The sequence below is a fragment of the Flavimobilis sp. BM9 genome (assembly GCF_058313055.1).
The window spans coordinates 237,568-260,170 of sequence record NZ_JBZEMO010000005.1 but is presented as its reverse complement, the minus strand read 5'-3'; the positions used below and the strand labels follow the sequence as shown (position 1 = coordinate 260,170).

Genomic DNA, 22,603 nt, shown 5'->3' with positions numbered 1-22,603 from the left:
ACCGGCGTCCCGTCCGCACCGCGACCGCGCTAGCCACCTCGCCCGGAGCGCACCGCAGGGGTCCGCAGCTGGTACCAAGGCTGCGCGGGTGGCAGTTCGGACGAGCGGCGCTCCCGACCGCAGCCCGGCGGCCCCCTCTGCGCGCTCCGGTGCCGTGGTGTCGCGCCGCACGGCGTCCCGCGTCGCCTCGACGCTCACCGCGGTCGCGCCCTCACGTGCGGACGAGCGCCGGCCCGGCATCCCCGTGCCCGGACGTGATGCGGCCCCGACGGACCCCACCGCACTGTGCTGCTCGATCACCCAGGCAGCCGTCGAGTCCCTGCGCGGCGTCCGCCCGGTCTCACAGCTCGTGCAGTGGCTCGCGCCCGAGGTCTACGAGGCACTGCTGACGCGCAGCCGCCTCACCCTCGCCGCCGGCCCCCGTTCCACCCGCCCCGCCCGGATCCGCAGGGCACGCGTGCACCGCGTCTCCGACCGGGCCGTCGAGGCGACCGTCGTCATCGAGGACCTCGACCGCGTCCGTGCGGCCGCACTGCGCCTCGAGCACCACCGCGGCGCGTGGCGTGTCGTCGCCTTCGTCCTGGGCTGACGCACCCCGCCACGACGACGGCGGCCGCCGTACCGAACCCGGTACGACGGCCGCCGTCATGTCGTGCCTGGCGCGTCAGCGCTTCTTCTTGGCCTCGCGAGCCGCGCGACGACGCTCCTCACGGTTGCCGGACGCCGAACCGCTCGCCTCCTCCGCGACAGCGGAGTCGCCGTCGACCGACGGAGCGCTGTACTGCAGCGGCACGCGACGCTCGGGACCGTCCAGGCCCTTCGCGACAAGCTTCGGCGCCTTCTTGCGCGGCGCCTCCTCGACGTCGACGTCCTCACCGGCACCCTCGACCGCACCCTCGACGTCGATCTCGAGCTCGACCTCGTCGTCAGACTCGTCCGCGACCTTGACCTCGAGGTTGAAGAGGAAGCCGACCGACTCCTCCTTGATCCCGTCCGTCATCGCGGCGAACAGCTGGAAGCCCTCGCGCTGGTACTCGATGAGCGGGTCGCGCTGCGCCATCGCGCGCAGGCCGATGCCCTCCTTGAGGTAGTCCATCTCGTAGAGGTGCTCACGCCACTTGCGGTCGAGGACCGACAGGACGACGCGACGCTCGAGCTGACGCATGTTCTCCGCTCCGAGCATCTCCTCGCGCTTCGTGTACGCGACGTGAGCGTCGGAGAGGACCTCCTCGAGCAGGCGGTCACGCGTCAGCATGTGCTTGCCGCCCACCTCCCCGAGAACCTCGTCGACCGTGATCGAGATCGGGAAGACCCCGCGCAGCGCCGTCCAGAGCGTCTCGAGGTCCCACTCGTCGTTCGTGCCCGAGGCAGTCGCAGCGTCGACGTACCCGGTCACGACATCATCGATGAAGTGCTGGATCTGGTCGCCCAGGTCCTCGCCCTCGAGCACACGACGACGCTCGTCGTAGATGACCTCACGCTGGCGGGACAGCACGTCGTCGTACTTGAGGACGTTCTTGCGGATCTCGAAGTTGCGGGCCTCGACCTGGCCCTGCGCCGACGCGATCGCGCGGCTGACCATCTTCGACTCGAGCGGCATGTCGTCAGGGAATCCCGCGCGCGTCATCATCTGCTCGGCCAGGCCCGAGCTGAAGAGGCGCATCAGGTCGTCCTCCATCGACAGGTAGAACCGGGACTCGCCCGGGTCACCCTGACGGCCGGAACGGCCGCGCAGCTGGTTGTCGATGCGGCGAGACTCATGACGCTCCGTGCCGAGGACGTACAGCCCCCCGAGGCCGACGACCTCGTTGTGCTCCGCCTCGACCGCCTTCTGGGCAGCCGCGAGCACGTCGGGCCAGGCGGCCTCGTACTCCTCCACGTTCTCCGCCGGGTCGAGCCCGCGCTTCTCCATCTCGTCGACCGCGAGGAACTCGGCGTTGCCACCGAGCATGATGTCGGTGCCTCGACCAGCCATGTTCGTCGCGACCGTGACCGCTCCCTTGCGGCCAGCCATCGCGACGACACGCGCCTCACGCTCGTGCTGCTTCGCGTTGAGAACCTCGTGCGGGACGCCCTGCTTCTTGAGCAGGCCGGACAGCAGCTCCGACTTCTCGACGCTCGTCGTCCCGACGAGGACCGGCTGGCCCTTCGCGTGACGCTCGACGATGTCGGCGACGACCTGGCTGAACTTGCCGGCCTCCGTCTTGTAGACGAGGTCCGACTGGTCGATGCGCTGCATCGGACGGTTCGTCGGGATCGGCACCACGCCGAGCTTGTACGTGCCCTGGAACTCGGCCGCCTCGGTGTCGGCGGTGCCGGTCATGCCCGAGAGCTTGCCGTACAGGCGGAAGTAGTTCTGCAGCGTGACCGTGGCGAGCGTCTGGTTCTCGGCCCTGATGGCCACGCCCTCCTTCGCCTCGATCGCCTGGTGCATGCCCTCGTTGTAGCGACGGCCCGGCAGGATGCGCCCGGTGTGCTCGTCGACGATGAGGACCTCGCCCTTGAGGACCACGTAGTCCTTGTCGCGCTTGAACAGCTCCTTCGCCTTGATCGCGTTGTTGAGGAACCCGATCAGCGGGGTGTTGAGCGACTCGTACAGGTTGTCGATCCCGAGGTGGTCCTCGACCTTGGCGATGCCCGGCTCGAGCACGCCGACCGTGCGCTTCTTCTCGTCGACCTCGTAGTCCTCGCCCGCGTTCAGGCGACGGGCGATCTTCGCGAACTCGTTGTACCACTTGTTCGCGTCACCCGAGGAGGGGCCGGAGATGATGAGCGGCGTGCGCGCCTCGTCGATGAGGATCGAGTCGACCTCGTCGACGATCGCGAAGTTGTGGCCGCGCTGCACGAGCTCGTCGGTCGACCACGCCATGTTGTCGCGCAGGTAGTCGAAGCCGAACTCGTTGTTCGTGCCGTACGTGATGTCGGCGGCGTACTGCTCCCGGCGCTCCGCAGGCGTCATCGACGACAGGATGCAGCCCGTCGTCAGGCCGAGGAACCGGAAGACACGCCCCATGAGCTCGCTCTGGTACTGCGCAAGGTAGTCGTTGACCGTGACGACGTGGACGCCCTTGCCCGACAGCGCGTTCAGGTACGCCGGGAGCGTCGCGACGAGCGTCTTGCCCTCACCGGTCTTCATCTCAGCGATGTTGCCGAGGTGGAGCGCCGCCCCACCCATGAGCTGGACGTCGAAGTGCCGCTGCCCGAGCGTGCGGCGGGACGCCTCACGGACCGCAGCGAACGCCTCGGGCAGGAGGTCGTCGAGCGTCTCGCCGTCAGCGAGGCGCGCCTTGAAGCGTGCCGTCTCCTCGCGCAGCTCCTCGTCGCTGAACTCCCGGAAGCTCTCCTCGAGGGCGTTCACCTGCTTCGCCACATTCGACAGCTTCTTGAGGATGCGCCCCTCGCCGAAGCGAAGGACCTTCTCGAGGATCGCAGCCACGCGTCACTCCTGATCGTCTGGGTCACTGGCCGCCCCGAGCCTCGTGCCCAGGCGACATACTCCACCATCCTATGCGCGCCAGGGTGCGCCGAGTCACATCACGGTCCGCCTCAGGACCGCACCGGACCCTGCACGTGCGCAGGAGGCGCCGGCCTCACGCCCGCACGACTGCCTCCACCCCGCTCGCGCCGCCGACCAGCCGCCCCGCGAGCTCGCCCCGCGCGTCCCGCTCGACGACGACCGTCCCGAGCCCGAGCCAGCCCGCGAGCCGGGCAAGCTCCCCGCGTGCGGCCGCGACGACGTCGCCCGTCACGCCGGGCTCCTGGGCAGCCGACCGGACGACGAGCCGACCCGCCGCACGGTCGGCCTTGAGATCGAGCCGCGCGACGATCGCCTCACCGACGAGCAGCGGGAGCACGTAGTAGCCGTAGACCCGCTTGTGCGCGGGCGTGTAGATCTCGATCCGGTAGTCGACGCCGAAGAGCTCCTGGAGACGGCGCCGCTCGAACACGAGCGGGTCGAACGGGCTCAGGAACGTCACCGCTGTCGCGCTGCGCGGCAGCTGGGCGTCGCGGTGCAGATATGTCGGCCGGTCCCAGCCCCGCACCCGCACAGGACGCAGCGCGCCCTCCTCGACGAGTTCGTCGAGCGCCGTGCGCACTGCGGGCCCGCGCAGCCGGAAGTAGTCCTGGAAGCAGCGCAGCGTCCCGACCCCGTGGGCACGCGCCCCGATCTCGAGGAGCGCTCGGACGGCCTCGGGTTCCGGCACGTCCGGCGACGCGAGCACCGCGGGCGGCAGGACCCGCTCGGTGAGGTCGTAGCGCCGCTCGAACGACGCGTTACGCTCCGCGACCGCGACGCGGCCGACGAAGAACAGGTGCTCGAGGCACATCTTCGCTGCGGACCAGTTCCAGCCCCAGTCCTCGGCCTTGCCGCGCGGGTGCTCGTGCTCGATCTCCGCCTGCACCTGCGTCGCCGTCACCGGGCCGTCCGCAGAGACGATCTCGATGACACGCTGCAGCGTCTGCGGGTGCGCGGACGCGACCGACGCGATGCTCCCCCACGCCTCGCGCTCGAACTCGCGACGCCGCCACGCGAGGAGCGGGTACGTCTGCACCGGGACGTAGGACGCCTGGTGCGCCCACGCCTCGACGAGGCGCCGGGGCCTGCGGCTCGCGGCCCGGTCGAGCGCCGTCGTCGGGTACGGGCCGAGACGCGAGTAGACCGGCATGAGGTGCGCACGCGCAAGGACGTTCACCGAGTCGATCTGCAGCACGCCCATCTGCTCGACGAGGCGGCCGACCGCGGCGCCGCCGGCCGGAGCCCGGCCCGGCGCGGGAGCCCGGTGCAGCCGTTGCGCTGCGAGCGCGACGCGACGCGCCTCCGACAAGGACAGGGTCTCCCGGGTGATCGCCACCGCACCATTCCACCGCGACCCACCGACACCCACGCGCCACCGCGCCGCGCGTCTGGCGCAGACGGCGCACGACAGAACCCCGGCCGCGTGAGCGGCCGGGGTCCTGTGCGAGCGTCCGGCAGGGCCGGTCGGGGGGGTTACGCGGTCTCGGCGCTGACATCCAGCTCGAGGACCCCGTAGCTCCAGCCCTTGCGGTTGTAGACCGCAGACGGGCGACCTGTCTCGCGGTTCACGAACAGGAAGAAGTCGTGACCGACCATCTCCATCTCGTAGAGCGCGTCGTCGATCGTCATCGGCTTCGCTGCGTGCACCTTCTGCCGGATGACGACCGGCGAGTCGCCGAGCGGGACCTCGATCTCCTCGCCCGGGGCGAGCGGGCCGCGCGCCTCCGGCTCGGGCTCGGGTGCCGGCTCGTACGGCCTCACGTCGACGGGCGGGATGGGGTTGTTCGAACGGTGGTCCTTGCGACGGTCGCGGGACCTGCGCAGACGCTCCAGCAGCTTGGTGGTGGCGAGGTCGAGGGCCGCGAACCGGTCGTCAGCAGACGCCTCGGCCCGGATGACCGGGCCCTTGTCGCGGACCGTGAGCTCGATCCTCTCGCGCACGTCGGAGAGCCGGGGGTTGTTCTCGTGCGTGACCTCGACATCGATGCGCTGCGCGCTCGGCGCGAGCTGCGAGACCTTGGCGAGCTTCTCCTCAACGTGACGCCGGAACCTCTCGGGCACCTCAGTGTGCCGTCCGACGATGGCAATCTCCATTTTGAGCCTCCACGTGGGTGGTGGGGCGGCGCTCCGGCCGCCCGGCATGAATCAGAGGGGGTGGGCCACCTGGGCCACGAGTGTCGATCACCTCCCCACGATCGTCGGTGGCCGAGCGAACGGGGCCTCGGGCACAACCGTCCTGCTGCGAACCACCGGTGAACTGGCTCGCAGCCAGACTATCCCGCGCACGGCCCGAGCGGCAGCACCAAAGTCCCTCCCGGAGCCGGGGTCGCCGCGAGGACGAGCGCAGCGAGCACCGGGACGCGCGCCACACCGAGGGCACGGTCGGCCGCGGCGAGCGTCGCCCCGGTCGTCAGGACGTCGTCGACCAGCACGATCGCCGTCGGGTGCTCGCGACCGGCGGCGCGCGCCAGGCGGGCGCCCCGCACGGCGATGCTCCCGCTCACGTTGCGCTGCCGCGCGCGCTGGCCGAGCCCCACCTGGTCCCGGGCCGACGCTCGCCCGACGAGCGCGGTGCACAGCCGCGCTCGAGCACCCGCGGACCGCAAGCCGTCGACGACGGCACCGGCGAGGACGCCGACGGGCGAGCGTCCGCGGCGCAGCGAAGCGAGCGGAGACGACGGCACGGGCACGACGAGAAGCTCGGTCGCGGGACCAGCAGCGAGCCGGACGGTCGGCACGAGCTCGCGGACGCCGGAGCGCAGGGCAGCGGTCAGGACGGGGTCCAGGTCGGCGCGCCCGCGGTCCTTCCACGAGACGACCGCCTCACGGACGGGTCCGCGGTACTCCGCGAACGCCCACACGGGCAGACGGTCCGCGCGTCCTGCGAGGTCGAGCCGCGGTGCGTCCGCGTCGACACGCCGAGGGGGCCCGGCGACGAGCGCCGTGCACCCGGGGCACAGCACGACGTCGGGGCGCCCGCACCCCGCGCACTCGAGCGGCAGCACGAGCCGCACGACCTCTCGCAGCATCCTGCGAGAGTGTCGCGCGCGGCCCGTGCACGGGGCGCGCGACGCGCACCCCGGAGGCGGTGCTGCGATGCATCGAGGCTGTGGGCAGGCCTGCCCCCTGGCGTCATCTCACCCCGGGAAGGTGAACAGCTCGACCCCGGCCGTCACGAGCGACCAGTTCGTCCCCGTCGTCGAGCGCGTGAAGAGGTCGCCGCTGCCCGTGCGCACGTACACCGCGCGCTTCCCCCGCCCTGCTGCGATCCCGTCCGCCGACTCGACCGGCTGCAGGCTCTCCGTCTGGCCGCCCACAGGGACCAGCGAGACGCTCGTCGCGACGCCAGGCGCCTGCCCGTCCGACGGGTCACCGAGCACCGCGACGGTCACCTCGTCGACCCACGCCGCGTCCGACGCCGACGCGAGCGACCCACCGACCGGGACGGACGCGTTGACCCGCTGCGGGCCGCCGTCCGGGTCGCGCACGATCCCCGCGACCTCGACCTGCGTGCCCTCCGGTCCCGCCGACAGCACAGCCACGCGAGCGCCGTCCCGGGACACCCGCACCTGACGCACGACCTGTCCCGCCAACCAGTCCACGACGACGTCCATCCGCATGCCGTCCGACGCCCGGACCGCGATCAGGCCGCCGTCGGCGCGCTCGGACGCCGTCCACACCCAGCCGAACCTGTCGACCGACGGCGCGACGACGCCAGGCTCCGCCAGGAGGTCCGTCACCTCGCCCCCCGTCGCCAGGCGCGCCAGCCGGTCCCGGCCCAGCCTCGCGACGACGACGCCGTCGCGCACCGCGATCGCGGTCGGGTCGAGCGACACGAGCGACGGCATCCCGACGACCGGCGAGAGCTGGCGGCCGTCGAGGGAGACGACCGTCCCCTCACGGACACCGAGCGCAGGCCCCGCGGGTGCCAGGTCCCGCTCGAGTTCAGGGTGCGGCTTGACCGTCAGGGCGGCGCCACCCACCGTCAGCGCGACGTCCGACACGCCCGAGATCCGCTGCAGCGTCGCCTCGAGCTGGGCAGAGAGCAGCGCACGCTGGTCCTCGTCGGCAGCAAGCACAGGGCCGGTCAGGTCGACGCTCGCGGTGCCCGCCGAGTCCACCGCGACGGCCTCGACCGAGAGCGAGGTGCCCGCCGGGGCGCCCGACACGACCGCGTCACGCATCCACTCGGACGGCCCCGCGAGCAGCGCCCGCACCGCGTTCGTCGCGATGTTGCGCTGCGGGAACCACCGCAGCTCGGGGACGAGCGTCGTGAGGTCCTGCGACAAGAAGTACACGGGGGTCGAGCGGTAGACGGACGCGAAGTTCGGCTGGGACACGAGGACGCCGTCGGCCACCTCGTCGATGCGCCACTGCCCTGCGTCGTCCTTCGTGAGCACGAACGAGACGTCCTGCCGGGCGTCCTTCGACGCCTCGACATACTGCCCGGCGACGTCGACGACACCCGCGACGTTCGCCGGGCCTGACAGCACGACCTGGTCGACGGTCGCGAGGTCGGGCGCCGGCTGCTCTGTCGCGGGCGCAGCGTCCTCCGCGTCGCCGTCGGCCGACGGCGCGTGGCTCATCGTCAGGCCGAGGTCGCCCGAGTAGACGGTCACCTGGCCGTACGGGTCCCACTCCTGGCTGGCACGCTCCGTGAGGAACTCACGAGCGGTCGCGAACACCTCGTTGACTCCCGCAGCCTGCGCAGACAGGAAGCCCCGCACGATCTGCTCGGGCGTCGCGTTCGCGTCCGGCCCGTAGACCTGGAGGAACAGCGCGTCGTTCTCGGTGAGCACGACGTCCCCCTGGGCGACCGGCCCCTGGGTGGGGATCGCGGCGCACCCCGCGAGGACGACGAGCGCGGTCACCGCAGCGAGTGACATCGCCGGCACCGCGCGACGCGCGCGACGGCGACCGTCGCCGTGGACGAGGGCGGTGCGGTTCATGAGACCTCCTGAGGTCGGTCGGGCCCGCCGTCGGCCGTGAGCGCCTCCAGGTCCGGCAGCGCGCTCGGACCGTGCCGGTCGATCACGACGACCGGCACCTGCCCCGTCGTGGGCCCCGTCGGTCCGCCGGCACGCGGACGCGACGTCTCGGGGACGAGCGGGAGCGGCGACGTCGTCAGCACGATCCCGGCACGCACAGGCAGGGTCAGTCGGAAGCACGCACCCGAGCCCGGCCGTCCCCACGCCTCGAGCCACCCTGCGTGCAGGTGCGCGTCCTCGAGGGAGATCGCCAGGCCGAGCCCGGTGCCGCCGGACGTGCGCGCACGCGCCGGGTCGGCGCGCCAGAAGCGGTCGAACACGTGCGACGCGGCCTCGGTCGTCATGCCGACGCCGAAGTCCCGGACCGTCACGGCGACCGCCTCATGGTCGTGGCGGATCGTGATCTCGACGGGACCGTCCTCCGCATGCTCGATCGCGTTGACGAGCAGGTTCCGCACGATGCGCTCGACCCGTCGCGGGTCGAACTCGGCGATCGCGGGCTCCGGCGGGTACTCCGCCGAGAGGAACACCCCCTTGCGCTCGGCCAGGGCCACGGCCTGGTCCGTCGCGCGGTCGACGACGTCACGCAGGTCGCGCCGCTCGGCGTCGAGCGTCGCAGCGCCGGCGTCGAACCGCGAGATCTCCAGGAGGTCGGCCAGGAGGTCCTCGAAGCGGTCGAGCTGGAGCGCGAGCAGCTCCGCCGAGCGACGCACGGCCGGGTCGAAACCCTCGCGGTACGAGTGGATGACCTCGCTCGCCATGCGGATCGTCGTGAGCGGCGTGCGCAGCTCGTGGGACACGTCGGAGACGAACCTGCGCTGCAGCGCCGAGAGCTGTTCCATCTGGCGGATCTGGTCGCGCAGGCTCGCGGCCATCTCGTTGAAGGACCGGGCGAGCGTCGCCATCTCGTCCTGACCGCGCACCGTGAGCCGCTCGTCGAGGTGCCCGTCGGCGAGGCGCTCAGCGACGAGCGCCGCGTTGCGCACCGGCTGGACGACCTGCCGCGTCGTGATCCACGTGATGATGCCGAGCATGCCGACGAGGGTGATGCCACCGGCACCCAGGATCCGCTGGATGAACCCGAGGGTCTCGGCCTCTCCCTTGAGCGAGTAGACGTAGTACAGCTCGAACGGCCCGGCGAGCGGCACCTCCACGAGGGAGCCGACGACGATCCCGGGCACGACGCCCGAGACCTCCGCGCCCGGGTCCTCGGGGATGGCGACCGACTGCCACACCTGGCCTTCCCCGCGCACCGCCTGCGCGCGCATCTGGGGGCTGACGAGCCCGTTGAGGGCGGGCGCGGTCGTGAGGTCGATGACCGCCGCGGAGGCGGTGCTGTTCTCCGGGCGCCACAAGAACACCTCACGACTGCCGGCGCCGCTCGTGCGCAGGCGCGGGAGCATGTCGTTGAGCAGCTGCTGGACCTGCGTGCCCGTGCCCGCGGTCGCCGAGTCGAACTGTGCCTGCGCCTGCTCGGTCGACCGTGCGCTCTCCATGAGGATCTCCTCGAGGCGCTGGTCGAACACGCCGTCGCGGATCGACGTCGTCAGGTACGCCCCGAGCGCGCCGACGGCGAGCAGCCCCACGACGAGCGACGTCGTGACGACCTGGAGCTGCATCGAGGTGCGCCAGCGGCGCGCACCGCGCCGCACGCCCTCGGCGACGAGCGTCGCTCTGCGCCGGACGCGCGCGACGACCGGGCGCGTGGGCGTGCTCACGGGGTCACGAGACCGAGACGCCGGCCTTGTAGCCGACGCCGCGCACCGTCACGACGATCTCCGGCTTCTCCGGGTCGTGCTCGATCTTGGAGCGCAGGCGCTGCACGTGGACGTTGACGAGGCGTGTGTCGGCGGCGTGGCGGTAGCCCCACACCTTCTCGAGCAGGACCTCGCGGCTGAACACCTGCCAGGGCTTGCGTGCGAGCGCGACGAGCAGATCGAACTCGAGCGGCGTCAGCAGGATGGGGTTGCCGGCACGCGTCACCCGGTGCCCGGTCACGTCGATCTCGAGGTCGCCGATCGTCAGGCGCTCCGGCTCCGGGTCGTCGTTGCGGCGCAGGCGTGCGCGGATGCGCGCGACGAGCTCCTTGGGCTTGAACGGCTTCGAGATGTAGTCGTCCGCGCCCGACTCCAGCCCCAGGACGACGTCGACGGTGTCCGACTTGGCGGTCAGCATGATGATCGGGACACCAGACTCGGCGCGGATCAGCCGACAGACCTCGTTGCCGTCCTTGCCGGGCAGCATCAGGTCGAGGAGCACGACGTCCGGCTTCGCGGAGCGGAAGGCCGCGAGCGCCGAGTCGCCGTCCGCGCAGAAGGACGGTTCGAATCCTTCGCCGCGCAGGACGATCCCGATCATCTCCGCAAGCGCGGTGTCGTCGTCGACCACCAGGACTCGTTCTTTCATGCCGACAGTGTGCCACCATTCCTGCGCCGGAGGGCCCGTTCGTGGCACGATGGCGCCTGGTGCGCCGCAGGGGGCGGCGCGTGCCTGGACCTGGGAAGGAAGCCCTGATGACGAGCCCGGACGACCGCGACGACGCTCCGTCGCCCGACGAGCGGCCGGCTCCGCGCTACGGGCAGTACGCACCACCTCCGCCACCCGCGCCGCCGGCTCCCCGGTACGGGCAGACGGCGCCAGCAGGAGCTCCGCCCGCGCCCGCACCACCGGCCTACGGCCAGCCGGCCCCCGGACAGCCGACGTACGGGCAGCCCCCGTACGGGCAGCCCCCGTACGGCCAGCCAGGCTACGGGCAGGCCCAGTACGGGCAGGCCCAGTACGGCCAAGGACAGTACGGGCAGTCGCAGTACGGGCAGCCCGGCGGGCCGCAGGCGCCGACCGGCTTCACGGGCGCGCAGGGCGCCTACGTCGGGCACACGACCGCAGCGCGCCCCGGCATCGTCCCGCTGCGGCCCATGCGCGTCGGCGAGTTCCTCGACGGCTCGTTCGGCGCGCTGCGCTCCAACCCGCGCGTCATGCTCGGCCTCACCGCGATCGCGATGAGCGCCGTGATGGTCGTCGCCGTCCTCGTCCAGCTCGCCGTCGCCAAGTTCCTCCCGGGCATCGTCAAGGACATCGCAGGAACCTCCTCCGCGTCGGACCCGTCCGTCATCCTCATCTCCGGGGAGGACGAGGCCGGGGTGTTCTTCCAGATCACGTCCGCGCTCCTAATGGTCCTCGTCACGCCCATGATCACGGGCATGCTGACCTACTCCGTGAGCCGGTCGGTGCTCGGCCAGCGGGCGACGGTCGCCGAGGTGTGGAAGGCCTGCAGGTCCCGGCTCGGGTGGCTGCTCCTCCTAACGCTGCTCGTCGGGCTCGGCTCGACGCTCATCGTCGCGGCGGGCGGCGCGGGCATCTTCGGGGCCTACCTCCTCGGCGACACCGTGTCCGTGGGCCTCGGTGTCATCACCGGGATCCTCGTCGGGCTCGCCGCAGCCGTGGGTCTCGTCTGGTTCACGGTCCGCACGATGCTCGCCGCACCGGCCCTCGTCCTCGAGAGGCTCGGCCCGGTCGTCGCGCTCAAGCGCGGCTGGCTCCTGAGCCGCGGTGCGTTCTGGCGGCTCCTCGGGCTCTACATCCTCACCAACATCATCGTCCAGGTCGTCACGGGCGTGCTCTCGGTCCCGCTGTCCCTCGGGCTCGCCGTCGTCATGTTCTCGACCACGTCGATCCTCGCGCTCTCGATCGCGCAGGGCGTCCTCTACGCGCTCGTCTACACGATCACGATCTCGTTCCTGGCCTCGGTCGTCTCCCTCCTCTACATCGACGTGCGGATGCGCCGCGAGGGGCTCGACGTCGAGCTCACCGCGGCCGCCGCGCGGCTCCAGGACGGCTGACGGATGGTCCCAGGCAGCCTGCGGCACCCCGCGGCGGACCTGCTCGCGAGCATCCCGGTCGACCCCGACCGGGAGACGGCTCGGCGCATGGTCGTCGAAGAGCTCGGCAAGCCCGTGTACCGCCAGACCAAGGGCCTCCTGCAACGTCTCCTCGAGTGGCTCGGTGAGAGGCTCTCCGAGCTCGGGTCGCTCAGCGGCGACCTGAGCGGGACGTGGATCGCCATCATCGTCATGGCGGTCGTCCTCGTGGTCGCCGCGATCGCGCTCGTCGTCGCCGGGCCCGTGCGTCGCCGCCGCGCGGTGCGGACGACGGGCGGAGCGGTCCTGGGCCGCGACGACGCCCGGACAGCCGCGCAGATCCGCGCGAGCGCCGTCGCAGCCGTCGCAGGCGGCGACCTCGCCCTCGCGACCGTCGAGAGGTTCCGCGCGGTCGTCCGCTCCCTCGAGGAGCGCGCGCTCCTCGAGGAGGTGCCCAGCCGCACGGCCGAGGAGGCCGCGGCGGACGCGGGCGTCTTCTTCCCGACGTACGCGCAGTCGATCCTCACCGCCGCCCGGCTGTTCGACGCGGTGCTCTACGGGCACCGCGCTGTCGACGAGGCGGGCTACGCGAGCGTCGCCACGCTCGACGAGACCCTCGCGCAGACACGCCCGGTCCGCGCGCACGACGAACAGCCTGCCAGCGTCCTCGCAGGCGCGCCGTCCGGCACGGACGGGACGGGGGCTCAGCGATGACCGTCCCGCCGCCGCACGCGCCCGTCGTCGAGGCCCCGCTGCTCGACGACATGACGCCTGGGCTCCCCACGGACGACGCCGCGCCCGTCCCGGCCGCACGCACGACGTGGCGCGCCCGTCTCTCCCGTGCGCGCTGGCCGCTCGCCGTGGTCGGCGCGCTCGTCGTCGGCAGCCTCGTGTTCCTCCTCGTGACCCCCTCGACGTCGTCGACCCCGTACGCGCCCGACAACCCCGACCCCGGCGGCGCGATGGCGCTCGCCGCGGTGCTGCGAGGCGAGGGCGTCGAGGTCTCGCACGTCCGCGCGACCGCCGATCTGGAGCAGCGCGCGCGCACCGGCACGACCGTCCTCGTCCTCGACGACTACCTCATGACGCCCGAGGCACGCGAGGTCCTGCTCGCGTCGGGCGCGGACCTCGTGCTCGCGGACCCGCAGAGCGACCTCGTCTCCGAGGCGAGCGACGGCCGGATCACCCGCCCGAACCAGTCGATCCCCGCCACAGTCCTCGACGCGGGGTGCACCGACCCCGACGCGGCAGCCGCCGGGCCCATCCGCGCGGGCGGCCGCGGGTTCACCGGCGACCCCTCGACCTCGCTCTGCTTCCCGACCGGTGCCACGGGGAGCGCGGGCGAGCCGCTCCACGCCGTCGCCTCGGCCACGCGGCCCGACGGATCGCGCGTGACCGCCCTCTCCTCCGCCGACCTCCTCACGAACGCCGAGATCATCGACGAGGGCAACGCAGCCCTCGCGCTGCGCGTCCTCGGCAGGACCGGGTCGCTCGTCTGGTACCAGCCGCTCGCGGTCGACGACACCGCCGACGGCGCGGACGTCTCGATCCTCGACCTCCTTCCCGGCCCCGCGGCCCAGCTCCTGTGGCTCGCCGCAGGCGTCCTCGGCGTCGCGATCGTGTGGCGCGGGCGTCAGCTCGGCCCCGTCGTCGCGGAACCCCTGCCCGTCGTCGTGCACGCAGGCGAGGCGACGCGCGGCCGCGCACGGCTCTACCGGCGCGGCCGGGCGCACGGGCATGCCGGCGCCGCGCTGCGCGCCGGCACCGCCGACCGCCTCGCCCGACGCACCGGCCTGCCCAGGTCGGCGTCCGGGCCGCAGGTCGTCGACGCCGTCTGCCGGGCCACCGGTCGACGCGCCGCCGACGTCGGCGAGCTCCTCTACGGCCCCCCGCCCGCCGACGACGCGGCGCTCGTCCGACTGACCCAGATGCTTGACCAGCTCGAGAGTGAGGTTGACCGCACGTGACCGACCAGCCCTTCCCCGCCACGCCCGACCACCCGTCCGAGGGCGCGGCGCCCGCGGCGCCCGCGGCTCCCCCGGCCCCTCCGGCTCCCGTCGCGGCGCCGGCGCCCACGGCACCGGCCATGGCGTCGGAGGACGACCGTCTGCGCGGGGCCCTCGCGGCCGTGCGCGCGGAGGTCGCGAAGGCCGTCGTCGGGCAGGACGCCGCCGTCACGAGCCTCCTCATCGCGCTCCTGTGCCGCGGGCACGTCCTCCTCGAAGGGGTCCCCGGCGTCGCGAAGACCCTCCTCGTGCGGACGCTGTCCGCCTCGCTCGACCTCGACACGACGCGCGTCCAGTTCACGCCCGACCTCATGCCCGGCGACGTGACCGGCTCGCTCATCTACGATGCGCGCAGCGCGGAGTTCTCCTTCCGGGAGGGCCCCGTCTTCACGAACCTCATGCTCGCCGACGAGATCAACCGCACGCCTCCGAAGACCCAGGCGTCGCTCCTCGAGGCCATGGAGGAGCGTCAGGTCTCGGTCGACGGCACGCCGCGCCCGCTGCCCGACCCGTTCCTCGTCATCGCGACGCAGAACCCCGTCGAGTACGAGGGCACCTACCCGCTGCCCGAGGCCCAGCTCGACCGCTTCCTGCTCAAGGTCGTCCTGCCGCTGCCGGAGCGTGACCAGGAGATCGAGGTGCTGCGCCGCCACGCGACCGGCTTCAGCCCGCGCGACCTCGCGGGCGCAGGCGTGACCGCTGTCGCGGACCGTGGCGTGCTCGACGCCGCACGCGACCGTGTCGCGAACGTCCAGGTCGCGCCCGAGGTGCTCGGCTATGCGGTCGACCTGTGCCGCGCGACGCGCATGTCCCCGTCGCTCTCGCTCGGCGTCTCGCCGCGTGGCGCGACGGCGCTGCTCGCGACGTCCCGCGCGTGGGCGTGGCTCTCGGGCCGGGACTACGTGACGCCCGACGACGTCAAGGCGCTCGCGCACCCGACGCTGCGGCACCGCGTCCAGGTGCGGCCCGAGGCCGAGCTCGAGGGCGTGACCGCCGAGACGGTGCTGTCGACCGTCCTCGCGAACGTCCCGGTGCCGCGATGACCTCGCTCCACCTGGCCGCACGCTCGCGTCGGGAGGCCCCGTGGTCGTGACGGGCCGTGCGGTCGCGCTGGCCGCGCTCGGAGCGATCGCCGTCGTCCTGCGGCCGGACGGTTCGACCGTCGTCGCCTGGCTGCTCGCCGTCGTCGCGCTCTGCGTCCTCGACGCGCTGCTCGCCGTGCCGACGCCGCGCCTCACGGTGCGCCGCGCGGTACCCGACGCCGTGCGTCTCGACGAGCATGCGACGTGCACGGTCACGCTCACCAACGAATCGCGCCGCGCGGCGCGCGGGCGGCTGCGCGACGCGTGGCAGCCCTCGGCAGGCGCCGTCGAGCCCGTGCACCCCTTCCGGCTGCCCGCGGGCGAGTCGGTCCGGCTGCGCACGCTGCTCGTCCCGACGCGCCGCGGCGACCGCGACGCCGCTGGCGTCACCGTCCGGTCGATCGGCCCGCTCGGGCTCGCCGGACGTCAGTCGACCCGTGCCGTCGACGCACGGCTGCGCGTCCTGCCGCCGTTCCGCTCCCGCCGCCACCTGCCGTCGCGCCTCGCGCGGCTGCGCGAGATGGACGGCCGGGCCGCGGTCCAGGTGCGCGGTGAAGGGACCGAGTTCGACTCCCTGCGCGAGTACGTGATCGGCGACGACGTCCGCTCGATCGACTGGCGTGCGACGGCACGGCGCAGCGAGGTCGTCGTGCGCACGTGGCGGCCCGAGCGGGACCGTCGCGTCATGGTCGTCATCGACTCCGGCCGCACGTCCGCGGCGCGTGTCGGGGACGAGCCGCGCCTCGACGCGAGCATCGAGGCGACCCTCCTGCTGTCCGCGCTCGCGTCCCGCGCAGGCGACCGCGTCGAGGTCATGGCGTTCGACCGCCGCGTCCGCGCCCGGGTGGCGGGCGCGCAGGGACCGCGCCTCATGCCCGCGCTCGCCGACGCCCTCGCCCCCGTCGAGCCCGAGCTGCTCGAGACGGACTGGCCCGCGCTCGTCGGCGCGATCCGGCAGCGGCTGTCCCACCGCGCGCTCGTCGTCCTGCTGACGACGACCGACCCCGCCCCCGTCGAGTCGGGGCTCCTGCCGGTGCTCGGACGTCTCGCGCAGGATCACGTCGTCGTCGTCGCGTCGGTGCGGGACCCGGAGCTCGAGGAGCTGCGCACGGACCGCACCGACTCAGCCGCGCTGTTCGACGCCGCGGCCGTCGAGCGCACCGAGCTCGAACGGACCGCAGCGTCCGTCGTGCTGCGGCGGCACGGCGCCGAGGTCCTGCACGAGGTGCCCGAGTCGCTCGCGCCCGCCCTCGCCGACCTGTACCTGGCGCTCAAGTCCGCCGGACGGCTCTGACGCTCCGGGCCGCCGGGGGCTGTGGCACGCGGCGGCGGCCTGGCACGGGGCGCTGACAGGGGCCGTGGCACGCTCGCCTCGCGGTCCCTGGCAGACTGGGGCCATGATGCGCAGGTACTCCAGCCCCGCCGCCCGCGAGCGGCACCAGCGCCGCGTCGCGCTCGTCGTCGCGGTCTCCATGCTCGCCGCCGTCGCGCTCCCGGCGATCGGCATCCTCTTCCTCTGACGCGCCGCGTGCCGCCGCACCGCGATCAGGTGCGAGCATCAGCGCTGGTCACGCGTAGGGCAGCGCCGCTCCCGCGCGGTCCTCGGTGAGGTCGCCGGTCTCGCCGTCCGCGACGGCGCGACGGCCGAGCACGATCACGTAGGTCCAGAACGCGGCGAGCGCGACGACCCCGATCGCGATCTTGAGCCACCAGTACAGCCCGGAGCCGGTCACGAAACCCTCGATGAGGCCGGAGACCCCCAGGACGACGACGAGCGACACCGCGACCGTGAACAGCGCACGCCCCTCCTGAGCGAGCGCGAGACCTCGCGGTCTCCGCCCCGGCGACACGACGGTCCAGAAGAGCCGCAGGCCCGCCGCGCCGGCCACGAAGACCGCCGTCAGCTCGAGCAGACCGTGGGGCAGGATCAGCGAGAAGAAGATGTCGAGGCGACCGGCCTCGGCCATCAGGCCGCCCATCGCGCCCACCTGGACCGCGTTGTTGAACAGGACGAACGCGGGCCACACCCCGGAGATCCCGAACGCGACGCACTGCGCCGCGATCCACGCGTTGTTGGTCCACACGCGCCCCGCGAACCCGATGCCCGGGTCGTAGTAGGACGCGAACTGCTCCTCGACGTAGCTCGCGCGCTGAGACGGGGTGCCGAGGATGGCGAGCACGTCAGGGTCGTTGACGGCGGTGACGCCGGCAACGACCCCGATGACGACGCACACGGCCGTGACGACGTAGGTCCAGTACCTGATCCGGTACAGCGCGGCAGGAGCGGAGACGAGCGCGAACCGCTTGACGTCCGACCAGGCGGGCTCGTGCGCGCCGGCGATACGCGCGCGGGCACGCGAGACGAGCGTCGAGAGCCGCGAGATCAGCGCCGGGTCCGGGGCGGCAGAGCGCACCATCGACAGGTGCGTCGCCGTGAGCTGGTAGAGCCGTGCGAGCTCGTCCGCCTCGGCACCGTCGAGCACGCGCCGTCGCGTGAGCTCGGCCAGGCGGTCCCACTCGGGGGCGTGCGTCTCGCTGAAGGCGTCCAGGTCCACGGGCGCTACCCTATCGAGAGTGCGCCGCTGACGGGCGGCGACGTCCGACGAACCAGCCGGGGGAGCACGTGCGCGAGGGCATCATCATCGGCGAGGGCGTCGTCGTCGACGCTCGACCTGCATCGTTCGCGACGAGAGCGGTGGGCGCGGCGATCGACATGGTCGCCCTCGCCCTCCTCGCGGTCGCGGGCGTGGTCATCGTGGGGCTCGCCGACGGTCTCATGACGCCGTACGCCGAGACGATCGTGGCGATCGCCGGGATGGTGCTGCTCCTCGTCGTGATCCCGACGACGATCGAGACCCTCAGCCGCGGCGCGTCGCTCGGCAAGGTCGTCATGGGGATCCGCGTGGTGCGGGACGACGGCGGCCCGGTACGGCTGCGGCACGCGCTCGTCCGTGCGCTCGTCGGCGTCGGCGAGGTCTGGCTGACGATGGGCGCGGTCGCGCTGATCGTGTCGCTCGCGCACCCCTCGGGCAAGCGCGTCGGCGACCTGCTCGCAGGCACGCACGCCGTGCGCTCGCGCGGCGGGGCTGTCGACAACGCGACGATCGTCATGCCGCCCGAGCTCGCCGGATGGGCGGCGCAGGCCGACATCCGCCGCCTGCCTGACGGCCTCGCGCTCGCCGTGCGCCAGTTCCTCGGCCGCGCCCCGAGGCTCGCGGTGCAGTCCCGGGCTCGGCTGGGCATGTCGCTCGCGGCGGAGGTCGAGGAGCTCGTGGCTCCCGGGCCGCCCGGGGGCACGCACCCGGAGGCGTTCCTCATGGCGGTGCTCGCCGCGCGCCGGGACCGCGAGTGGGCTGCCGCGCAGCGGGCGCGGGCGCTCGCCCGCGAGCAGGAGGAGATGATCCACCGGCTGCCGTACGGCGTGCCGGACCCGCTCAGCTGAGCCGGAGCGAGCGCAGGGACGAGCGAAGCCCGGGCCCCGAGAAGGCCCGGGCTCCGGCGCTGCAGCGACGGCGCTCGCGTCAGTAGCGGTAGTGCTCGGGCTTGTAGGGGCCCTCGACCTTGACGCCGAGGTAGTCCGCCTGCGCCTGGCTGAGCTCGGTCAGACGCACCCCGAGCGCGTCGAGGTGGAGCCTCGCGACCTTCTCGTCGAGGACCTTCGGGAGCCGGAACACGTCCGTCGCGTACGCGTCCGGTCCGTCCGCCTTCGTGAAGAGCTCGATCTGCCCGATCACCTGGTTGGCGAACGAGTTGCTCATGACGAACGACGGGTGACCGGTCGCGTTGCCGAGGTTGAGCAGGCGGCCCTCAGACAGGACGATGATCGAGCGGCCGTCGGTGAACGTCCACTCGTGGACCTGGGGCTTGATCTCGGTGCGGGTGACGCCCGGGATGCGCGCGAGCCCGGCCATGTCGATCTCGTTGTCGAAGTGGCCGATGTTGCCGACGATCGCCTTGTCCTTCATCGCCGCCATGTGCTCGGCGGTGATGACACCGAAGTTGCCGGTCGTGGTGATGAAGAAGTCAGCCTGGTCGAGGACGTCCTCGATGCGGGCGACCTGGAACCCGTCCATCGCGGCTTGGAGCGCGCAGATCGGGTCGACCTCGGAGACGATGACGCGCGCGCCCTGCCCGCGGAACGCCTCGGCGGCGCCCTTCCCGACGTCGCCGTAGCCGGCCACGAACGCGACCTTGCCGCCGATGAGGACGTCGGTCGCGCGGTTGATGCCGTCCGGCAGCGAGTGGCGGATGCCGTACTTGTTGTCGAACTTCGACTTGGTCACGGAGTCGTTGACGTTGATCGCGGGGAAGAGCAGCTCCCCCTTCTCGGCGAGGTGGTACAGGCGGTGCACGCCCGTCGTCGTCTCCTCGGTGACGCCGACGATCGCCGGGGCGATCCGCGTCCAGCGCTGCGGGTCCGTCTCGAGGGAGCGACGCAGCACGGCGCGCACGACGTTCATCTCGTGGGAGTGGTCGAGATCGCCCTCCGCGGTGTCGGCAGGAACGCCGCCCTCGGCCTCGTAGTCCACGCCGAGGTGGACGAGCATCGTCGCGTCACCACCGTCGTCGAGGATCATGTTGGGGCCCTGCAGCCCGCCGTCGTCGGTCGGCCAGAGCATGATCTGCTCGGTGCAGTCCCAGTACTCCTCGAGGGACTCGCCCTTCCACGCGAAGACGGGCACGCCCGCGGGCGCGTCCGGGGTGCCGTCGCGGCCGACGGCGATCGCCGCGGCGGCCTCGTCCTGGGTCGAGAAGATGTTGCACGACGCCCAGCGCACCTGCGCGCCGAGGTCGACGAGCGTCTCGATGAGGACGGCCGTCTGGACGGTCATGTGCAGGGAGCCGGCGATGCGGGCGCCCGCGAGCGGCTGGCTCGGCCCGTACTCGGCGCGCAGCGCCATGAGCCCGGGCATCTCGTGCTCGGCGAGGCGGATCTGGTGGCGCCCGGCCTCGGCGAGCGCGAGCGAACGCACCTTGTAGCGGCCAGGAACCTCGTCGAACGTGGACATTCTTCTCCCCAGGGTGGGTGGGACGGGTCCCCCAAGGCTATCGCGCGCCCGCGGCACGCTCCCGGCCCGTCCGCGGGGAGCGCCCGACCTCGGCCAGGAACCGCCTTCGCGAGAGCCTGTCGCGCCCGGCCTGCCCGGTTTGACCACGATGCACCCCCGGGTGACTGCTGAGGCAGGTGTGAATTTGGGCCACGGTCTTTTATCAGCGCCGCCCATTCTGCACACTGTCTCCATGCGCCCCGCTCCCCCGCCGACCGCCCCACGCCACCGCCCGGGCTCCCGGCTCTCCCTCGCCGTCGTCCTCGCGGCGCTGCTCGGCACCCTCGGGGTCGTCGCGGCCCCCGCGGCCGACGCCGCAGCCAAGGTCACGCTCACAGCGACCCAGAGCGCGACGACGGTGGACCGGGGCGGCAAGGTCACCCTCAAGGTCGCCTACCGGCAGGGCACGAAGCCCATCACGTGCTGTTCCGTGCGCTTGCAGTCGAAGACCACCGGCGGCTGGAAGAACGTCCGCACCGTGAAGCCGAAGAACGGGAAGGTGAGCGTCGTCGTCAACCCGAAGGTCACGACGCGCTACCGCTTCGTCACCATGAGCGGCAACACCCGCTCCGCGACCAGGACGGTCACGGTCCGCTCCGCGATCGCCGTCACGGCGTCGCGACCGACGGTCACGTCCGGCCAGGCGAGCACGATCACCGCGACCTACCGCGCGCAGGGCAGGCTCGTCGCGAAGGGCGTCGTCCAGCTCCAGCACAGGACGACGGCCGGATGGGTCACCCTCTCACGCGCGGCGGTCACGTCCGGCAAGGCGACCTTCACGGTCAAGCCCGCCACGACGACGTCGTACCGCGTGACGACGACAGGGCTCGGGGTGCGCAGCAAGACCGTCAAGGTCACCGTCTCCGCGCCTCTCGGGGGCACCCCGCAGGACGGCAACCAGCCGCCGACCAGCACGACCCCGAAGGCCCCACCAGCCTCGTTCACCATCAGTGGCTCCGGGTACGGGCACGGCATCGGAATGTCGCAGTACGGGGCCTACCGCATGGCACAGGAGGGTCGCACCGCCGCCGAGATCCTCAGCCACTACTACACGGGGGCGAGGGTCACGACCGCCACGACGCCCGAGGAGGTCGCCGTGCAGGTGTTCGGCGCCTCCGACGCCGCAACCACGGCCTTCTCGGTCAGCACCGGGTCCTGGCGCCTGCGCAGCGGCGAGGGCACGACGCTCCGGACCGGGGACAAGTCCTCGCCGGTCACGCTCAAGGTCGTCGACGGCCGCCCCGTCGCCGTCGTGGGCGGGACGACCTACCCGAGCGCGAGCTGGACAGGCGACCGGTCCGTGCTCCGGCTGCACTGGACGGGCACCCGGTACTACTCCGCCACGGGCGCCCAGGCGGTCGCGAGCCTCTCCGGCACGCACGGCACCTACCGGCACGGCCGGATGACCGTCCGCGTGATCAACGGCCACCTCAATATCGTCAACGAGCTGCTGCTCAACACCGAATACCTCTACGGCCTCGGCGAGATGCCGTCCTCGTGGACGCCAGCAGCCCTCCAGGCGCAGGTGATCGCCGGACGCAACTACGCCTCGACCGCCGCCGCGAAGGCCCGCTCGGCGACGTGCGACTGCCACGTCTACGACGACACCCGGTCCCAGAACTTCACCGGGTGGAAGAAGGAGAGCGAGGGCACGAACGCCCAGTGGGGCAAGCGCTGGACCGCCGCCGTCGACGCGACCGTCACCTCGTCCACGTCCGCTCAGGTCCTCACGGCGGGAGGCACCCTGGTCAACGCCTACTACTTCTCCTCGAGCGGTGGCCGCACCGCCAACAGCGAGGACGTCTGGTCTGCGACGGTCAGCTACCTCAAGTCCGTCCCCGACACGTACAGCCTCGCCGCCACGGGCAACTCGATGCGGGCATGGACCCGCACGCTCACCCAGGCGAAGGCGCAGTCGATCTTCGGCGTCAAGGACATCGTCAGCGTCGCCGTCACTGCGACCTACTCGAGCGGGCAGATGAAGACGCTCACCGCGACGACGACGAACGGTACGAAGGTCAGCGTGACGCAGAAGGCCGACCGGCTGCGCTCGCTGCTCGGCCTGCCAGCCTCCTGGGTCACGTCGATCGACCCAGGCTGACGCG

Annotated in this window: 18 protein-coding genes; 9 read left to right on the top strand and 9 right to left on the bottom strand. The window is 72.5% G+C overall.

Translation table 11 applies throughout. The features are described from left to right. The first annotated feature begins 88 nt into the window (after positions 1-88). Positions 89-589, top strand: coding sequence for an Rv3235 family protein (locus tag AC4F3Q_RS10745; protein ID WP_491039955.1), 501 nt, complete (start codon positions 89-91; stop codon positions 587-589). Between the two features lie 75 nt (positions 590-664). Here the strand turns inward: AC4F3Q_RS10745 and secA are convergent, their stop codons facing one another. From secA to mtrA, 7 genes are all read right to left on the bottom strand, one after another. After that, entirely contained in the window at positions 665-3,436 is a 2,772-nt protein-coding gene (gene secA, locus AC4F3Q_RS10740) for a preprotein translocase subunit SecA (protein ID WP_491039954.1), read from the bottom strand. A 154-nt stretch (positions 3,437-3,590) separates the two neighbouring features. Next, entirely contained in the window at positions 3,591-4,853 is a 1,263-nt protein-coding gene (locus tag AC4F3Q_RS10735; RefSeq protein WP_491039953.1) for a winged helix-turn-helix domain-containing protein, read from the bottom strand. A gap of 137 nt (positions 4,854-4,990) precedes the next feature. Beyond that, the gene (gene hpf, locus AC4F3Q_RS10730; RefSeq protein WP_168447817.1) at positions 4,991-5,611 is read right to left on the bottom strand and encodes a ribosome hibernation-promoting factor, HPF/YfiA family; all 621 of its coding nucleotides are present in this window, start codon (positions 5,609-5,611) and stop codon (positions 4,991-4,993) included. 179 nt (positions 5,612-5,790) lie between these two features. Further along, positions 5,791-6,546, bottom strand: coding sequence for a ComF family protein (locus AC4F3Q_RS10725; RefSeq protein WP_491039952.1), 756 nt, complete (start codon positions 6,544-6,546; stop codon positions 5,791-5,793). 108 nt (positions 6,547-6,654) lie between these two features. Continuing rightward, a complete protein-coding gene (locus AC4F3Q_RS10720) occupies positions 6,655-8,466 on the bottom strand; it encodes an LpqB family beta-propeller domain-containing protein (protein WP_491039951.1) in 1,812 nt (603 codons plus the stop codon). After that, entirely contained in the window at positions 8,463-10,223 is a 1,761-nt protein-coding gene (mtrB, locus tag AC4F3Q_RS10715) for an MtrAB system histidine kinase MtrB (protein WP_491039950.1), read from the bottom strand. Before mtrB ends, AC4F3Q_RS10720 begins: the two co-directional genes overlap by 4 nt. 4 nt (positions 10,224-10,227) lie before the next feature. Beyond that, positions 10,228-10,911 carry an MtrAB system response regulator MtrA gene (mtrA, locus tag AC4F3Q_RS10710; RefSeq protein WP_168447814.1) on the bottom strand — a complete coding sequence of 228 codons (684 nt, stop codon included), beginning with the start codon at positions 10,909-10,911 and terminating at the stop codon, positions 10,228-10,230. A 107-nt stretch (positions 10,912-11,018) separates the two neighbouring features. Here mtrA and AC4F3Q_RS10705 point away from each other — a divergent pair, with 107 nt between their 5' ends. From AC4F3Q_RS10705 to AC4F3Q_RS10680, 6 genes are all read left to right on the top strand, one after another. Then, positions 11,019-12,344: a DUF7847 domain-containing protein gene (locus tag AC4F3Q_RS10705; protein WP_491039949.1), complete on the top strand. Its 1,326-nt coding sequence runs from the start codon at positions 11,019-11,021 to the stop codon at positions 12,342-12,344. A gap of 3 nt (positions 12,345-12,347) precedes the next feature. Then, positions 12,348-13,076, top strand: coding sequence for a DUF4129 domain-containing protein (locus tag AC4F3Q_RS10700; protein ID WP_491039948.1), 729 nt, complete (start codon positions 12,348-12,350; stop codon positions 13,074-13,076). After that, positions 13,073-14,329, top strand: a complete 1,257-nt coding sequence (locus AC4F3Q_RS10695) for a DUF4350 domain-containing protein (protein ID WP_491039947.1) — start codon at positions 13,073-13,075, stop codon at positions 14,327-14,329. The genes AC4F3Q_RS10700 and AC4F3Q_RS10695 overlap by 4 nt, the downstream gene beginning before the upstream one ends. Next, positions 14,326-15,411: an AAA family ATPase gene (locus AC4F3Q_RS10690; RefSeq protein WP_491039946.1), complete on the top strand. Its 1,086-nt coding sequence runs from the start codon at positions 14,326-14,328 to the stop codon at positions 15,409-15,411. Before AC4F3Q_RS10695 ends, AC4F3Q_RS10690 begins: the two co-directional genes overlap by 4 nt. A 40-nt stretch (positions 15,412-15,451) precedes the next feature. Next, positions 15,452-16,744, top strand: coding sequence for a DUF58 domain-containing protein (locus tag AC4F3Q_RS10685; protein WP_491039945.1), 1,293 nt, complete (start codon positions 15,452-15,454; stop codon positions 16,742-16,744). Between the two features lie 103 nt (positions 16,745-16,847). Then, entirely contained in the window at positions 16,848-16,970 is a 123-nt protein-coding gene (locus AC4F3Q_RS10680; RefSeq protein ID WP_286189531.1) for a hypothetical protein, read from the top strand. A gap of 48 nt (positions 16,971-17,018) precedes the next feature. On the opposite strand, the gene AC4F3Q_RS10675 is transcribed toward AC4F3Q_RS10680, so the two are convergent. Next, the gene (locus AC4F3Q_RS10675; RefSeq protein ID WP_491039944.1) at positions 17,019-18,005 is read right to left on the bottom strand and encodes a stage II sporulation protein M; all 987 of its coding nucleotides are present in this window, start codon (positions 18,003-18,005) and stop codon (positions 17,019-17,021) included. A 68-nt stretch (positions 18,006-18,073) separates the two neighbouring features. On the opposite strand from AC4F3Q_RS10675, the gene AC4F3Q_RS10670 reads away from it, so the two are divergent. Further along, complete coding sequence (locus AC4F3Q_RS10670; RefSeq protein WP_491039943.1) at positions 18,074-18,892, top strand: RDD family protein; 819 nt, start codon at positions 18,074-18,076, stop codon at positions 18,890-18,892. A 79-nt stretch (positions 18,893-18,971) separates the two neighbouring features. Here AC4F3Q_RS10670 and ahcY read toward each other — a convergent pair whose 3' ends face one another. Further along, the gene (gene ahcY, locus AC4F3Q_RS10665) at positions 18,972-20,459 is read right to left on the bottom strand and encodes an adenosylhomocysteinase (protein WP_491039942.1); all 1,488 of its coding nucleotides are present in this window, start codon (positions 20,457-20,459) and stop codon (positions 18,972-18,974) included. A 232-nt stretch (positions 20,460-20,691) separates the two neighbouring features. On the opposite strand from ahcY, the gene AC4F3Q_RS10660 reads away from it, so the two are divergent. Further along, entirely contained in the window at positions 20,692-22,599 is a 1,908-nt protein-coding gene (locus AC4F3Q_RS10660; protein WP_491039941.1) for a SpoIID/LytB domain-containing protein, read from the top strand. Positions 22,600-22,603 lie beyond the last annotated feature (4 nt).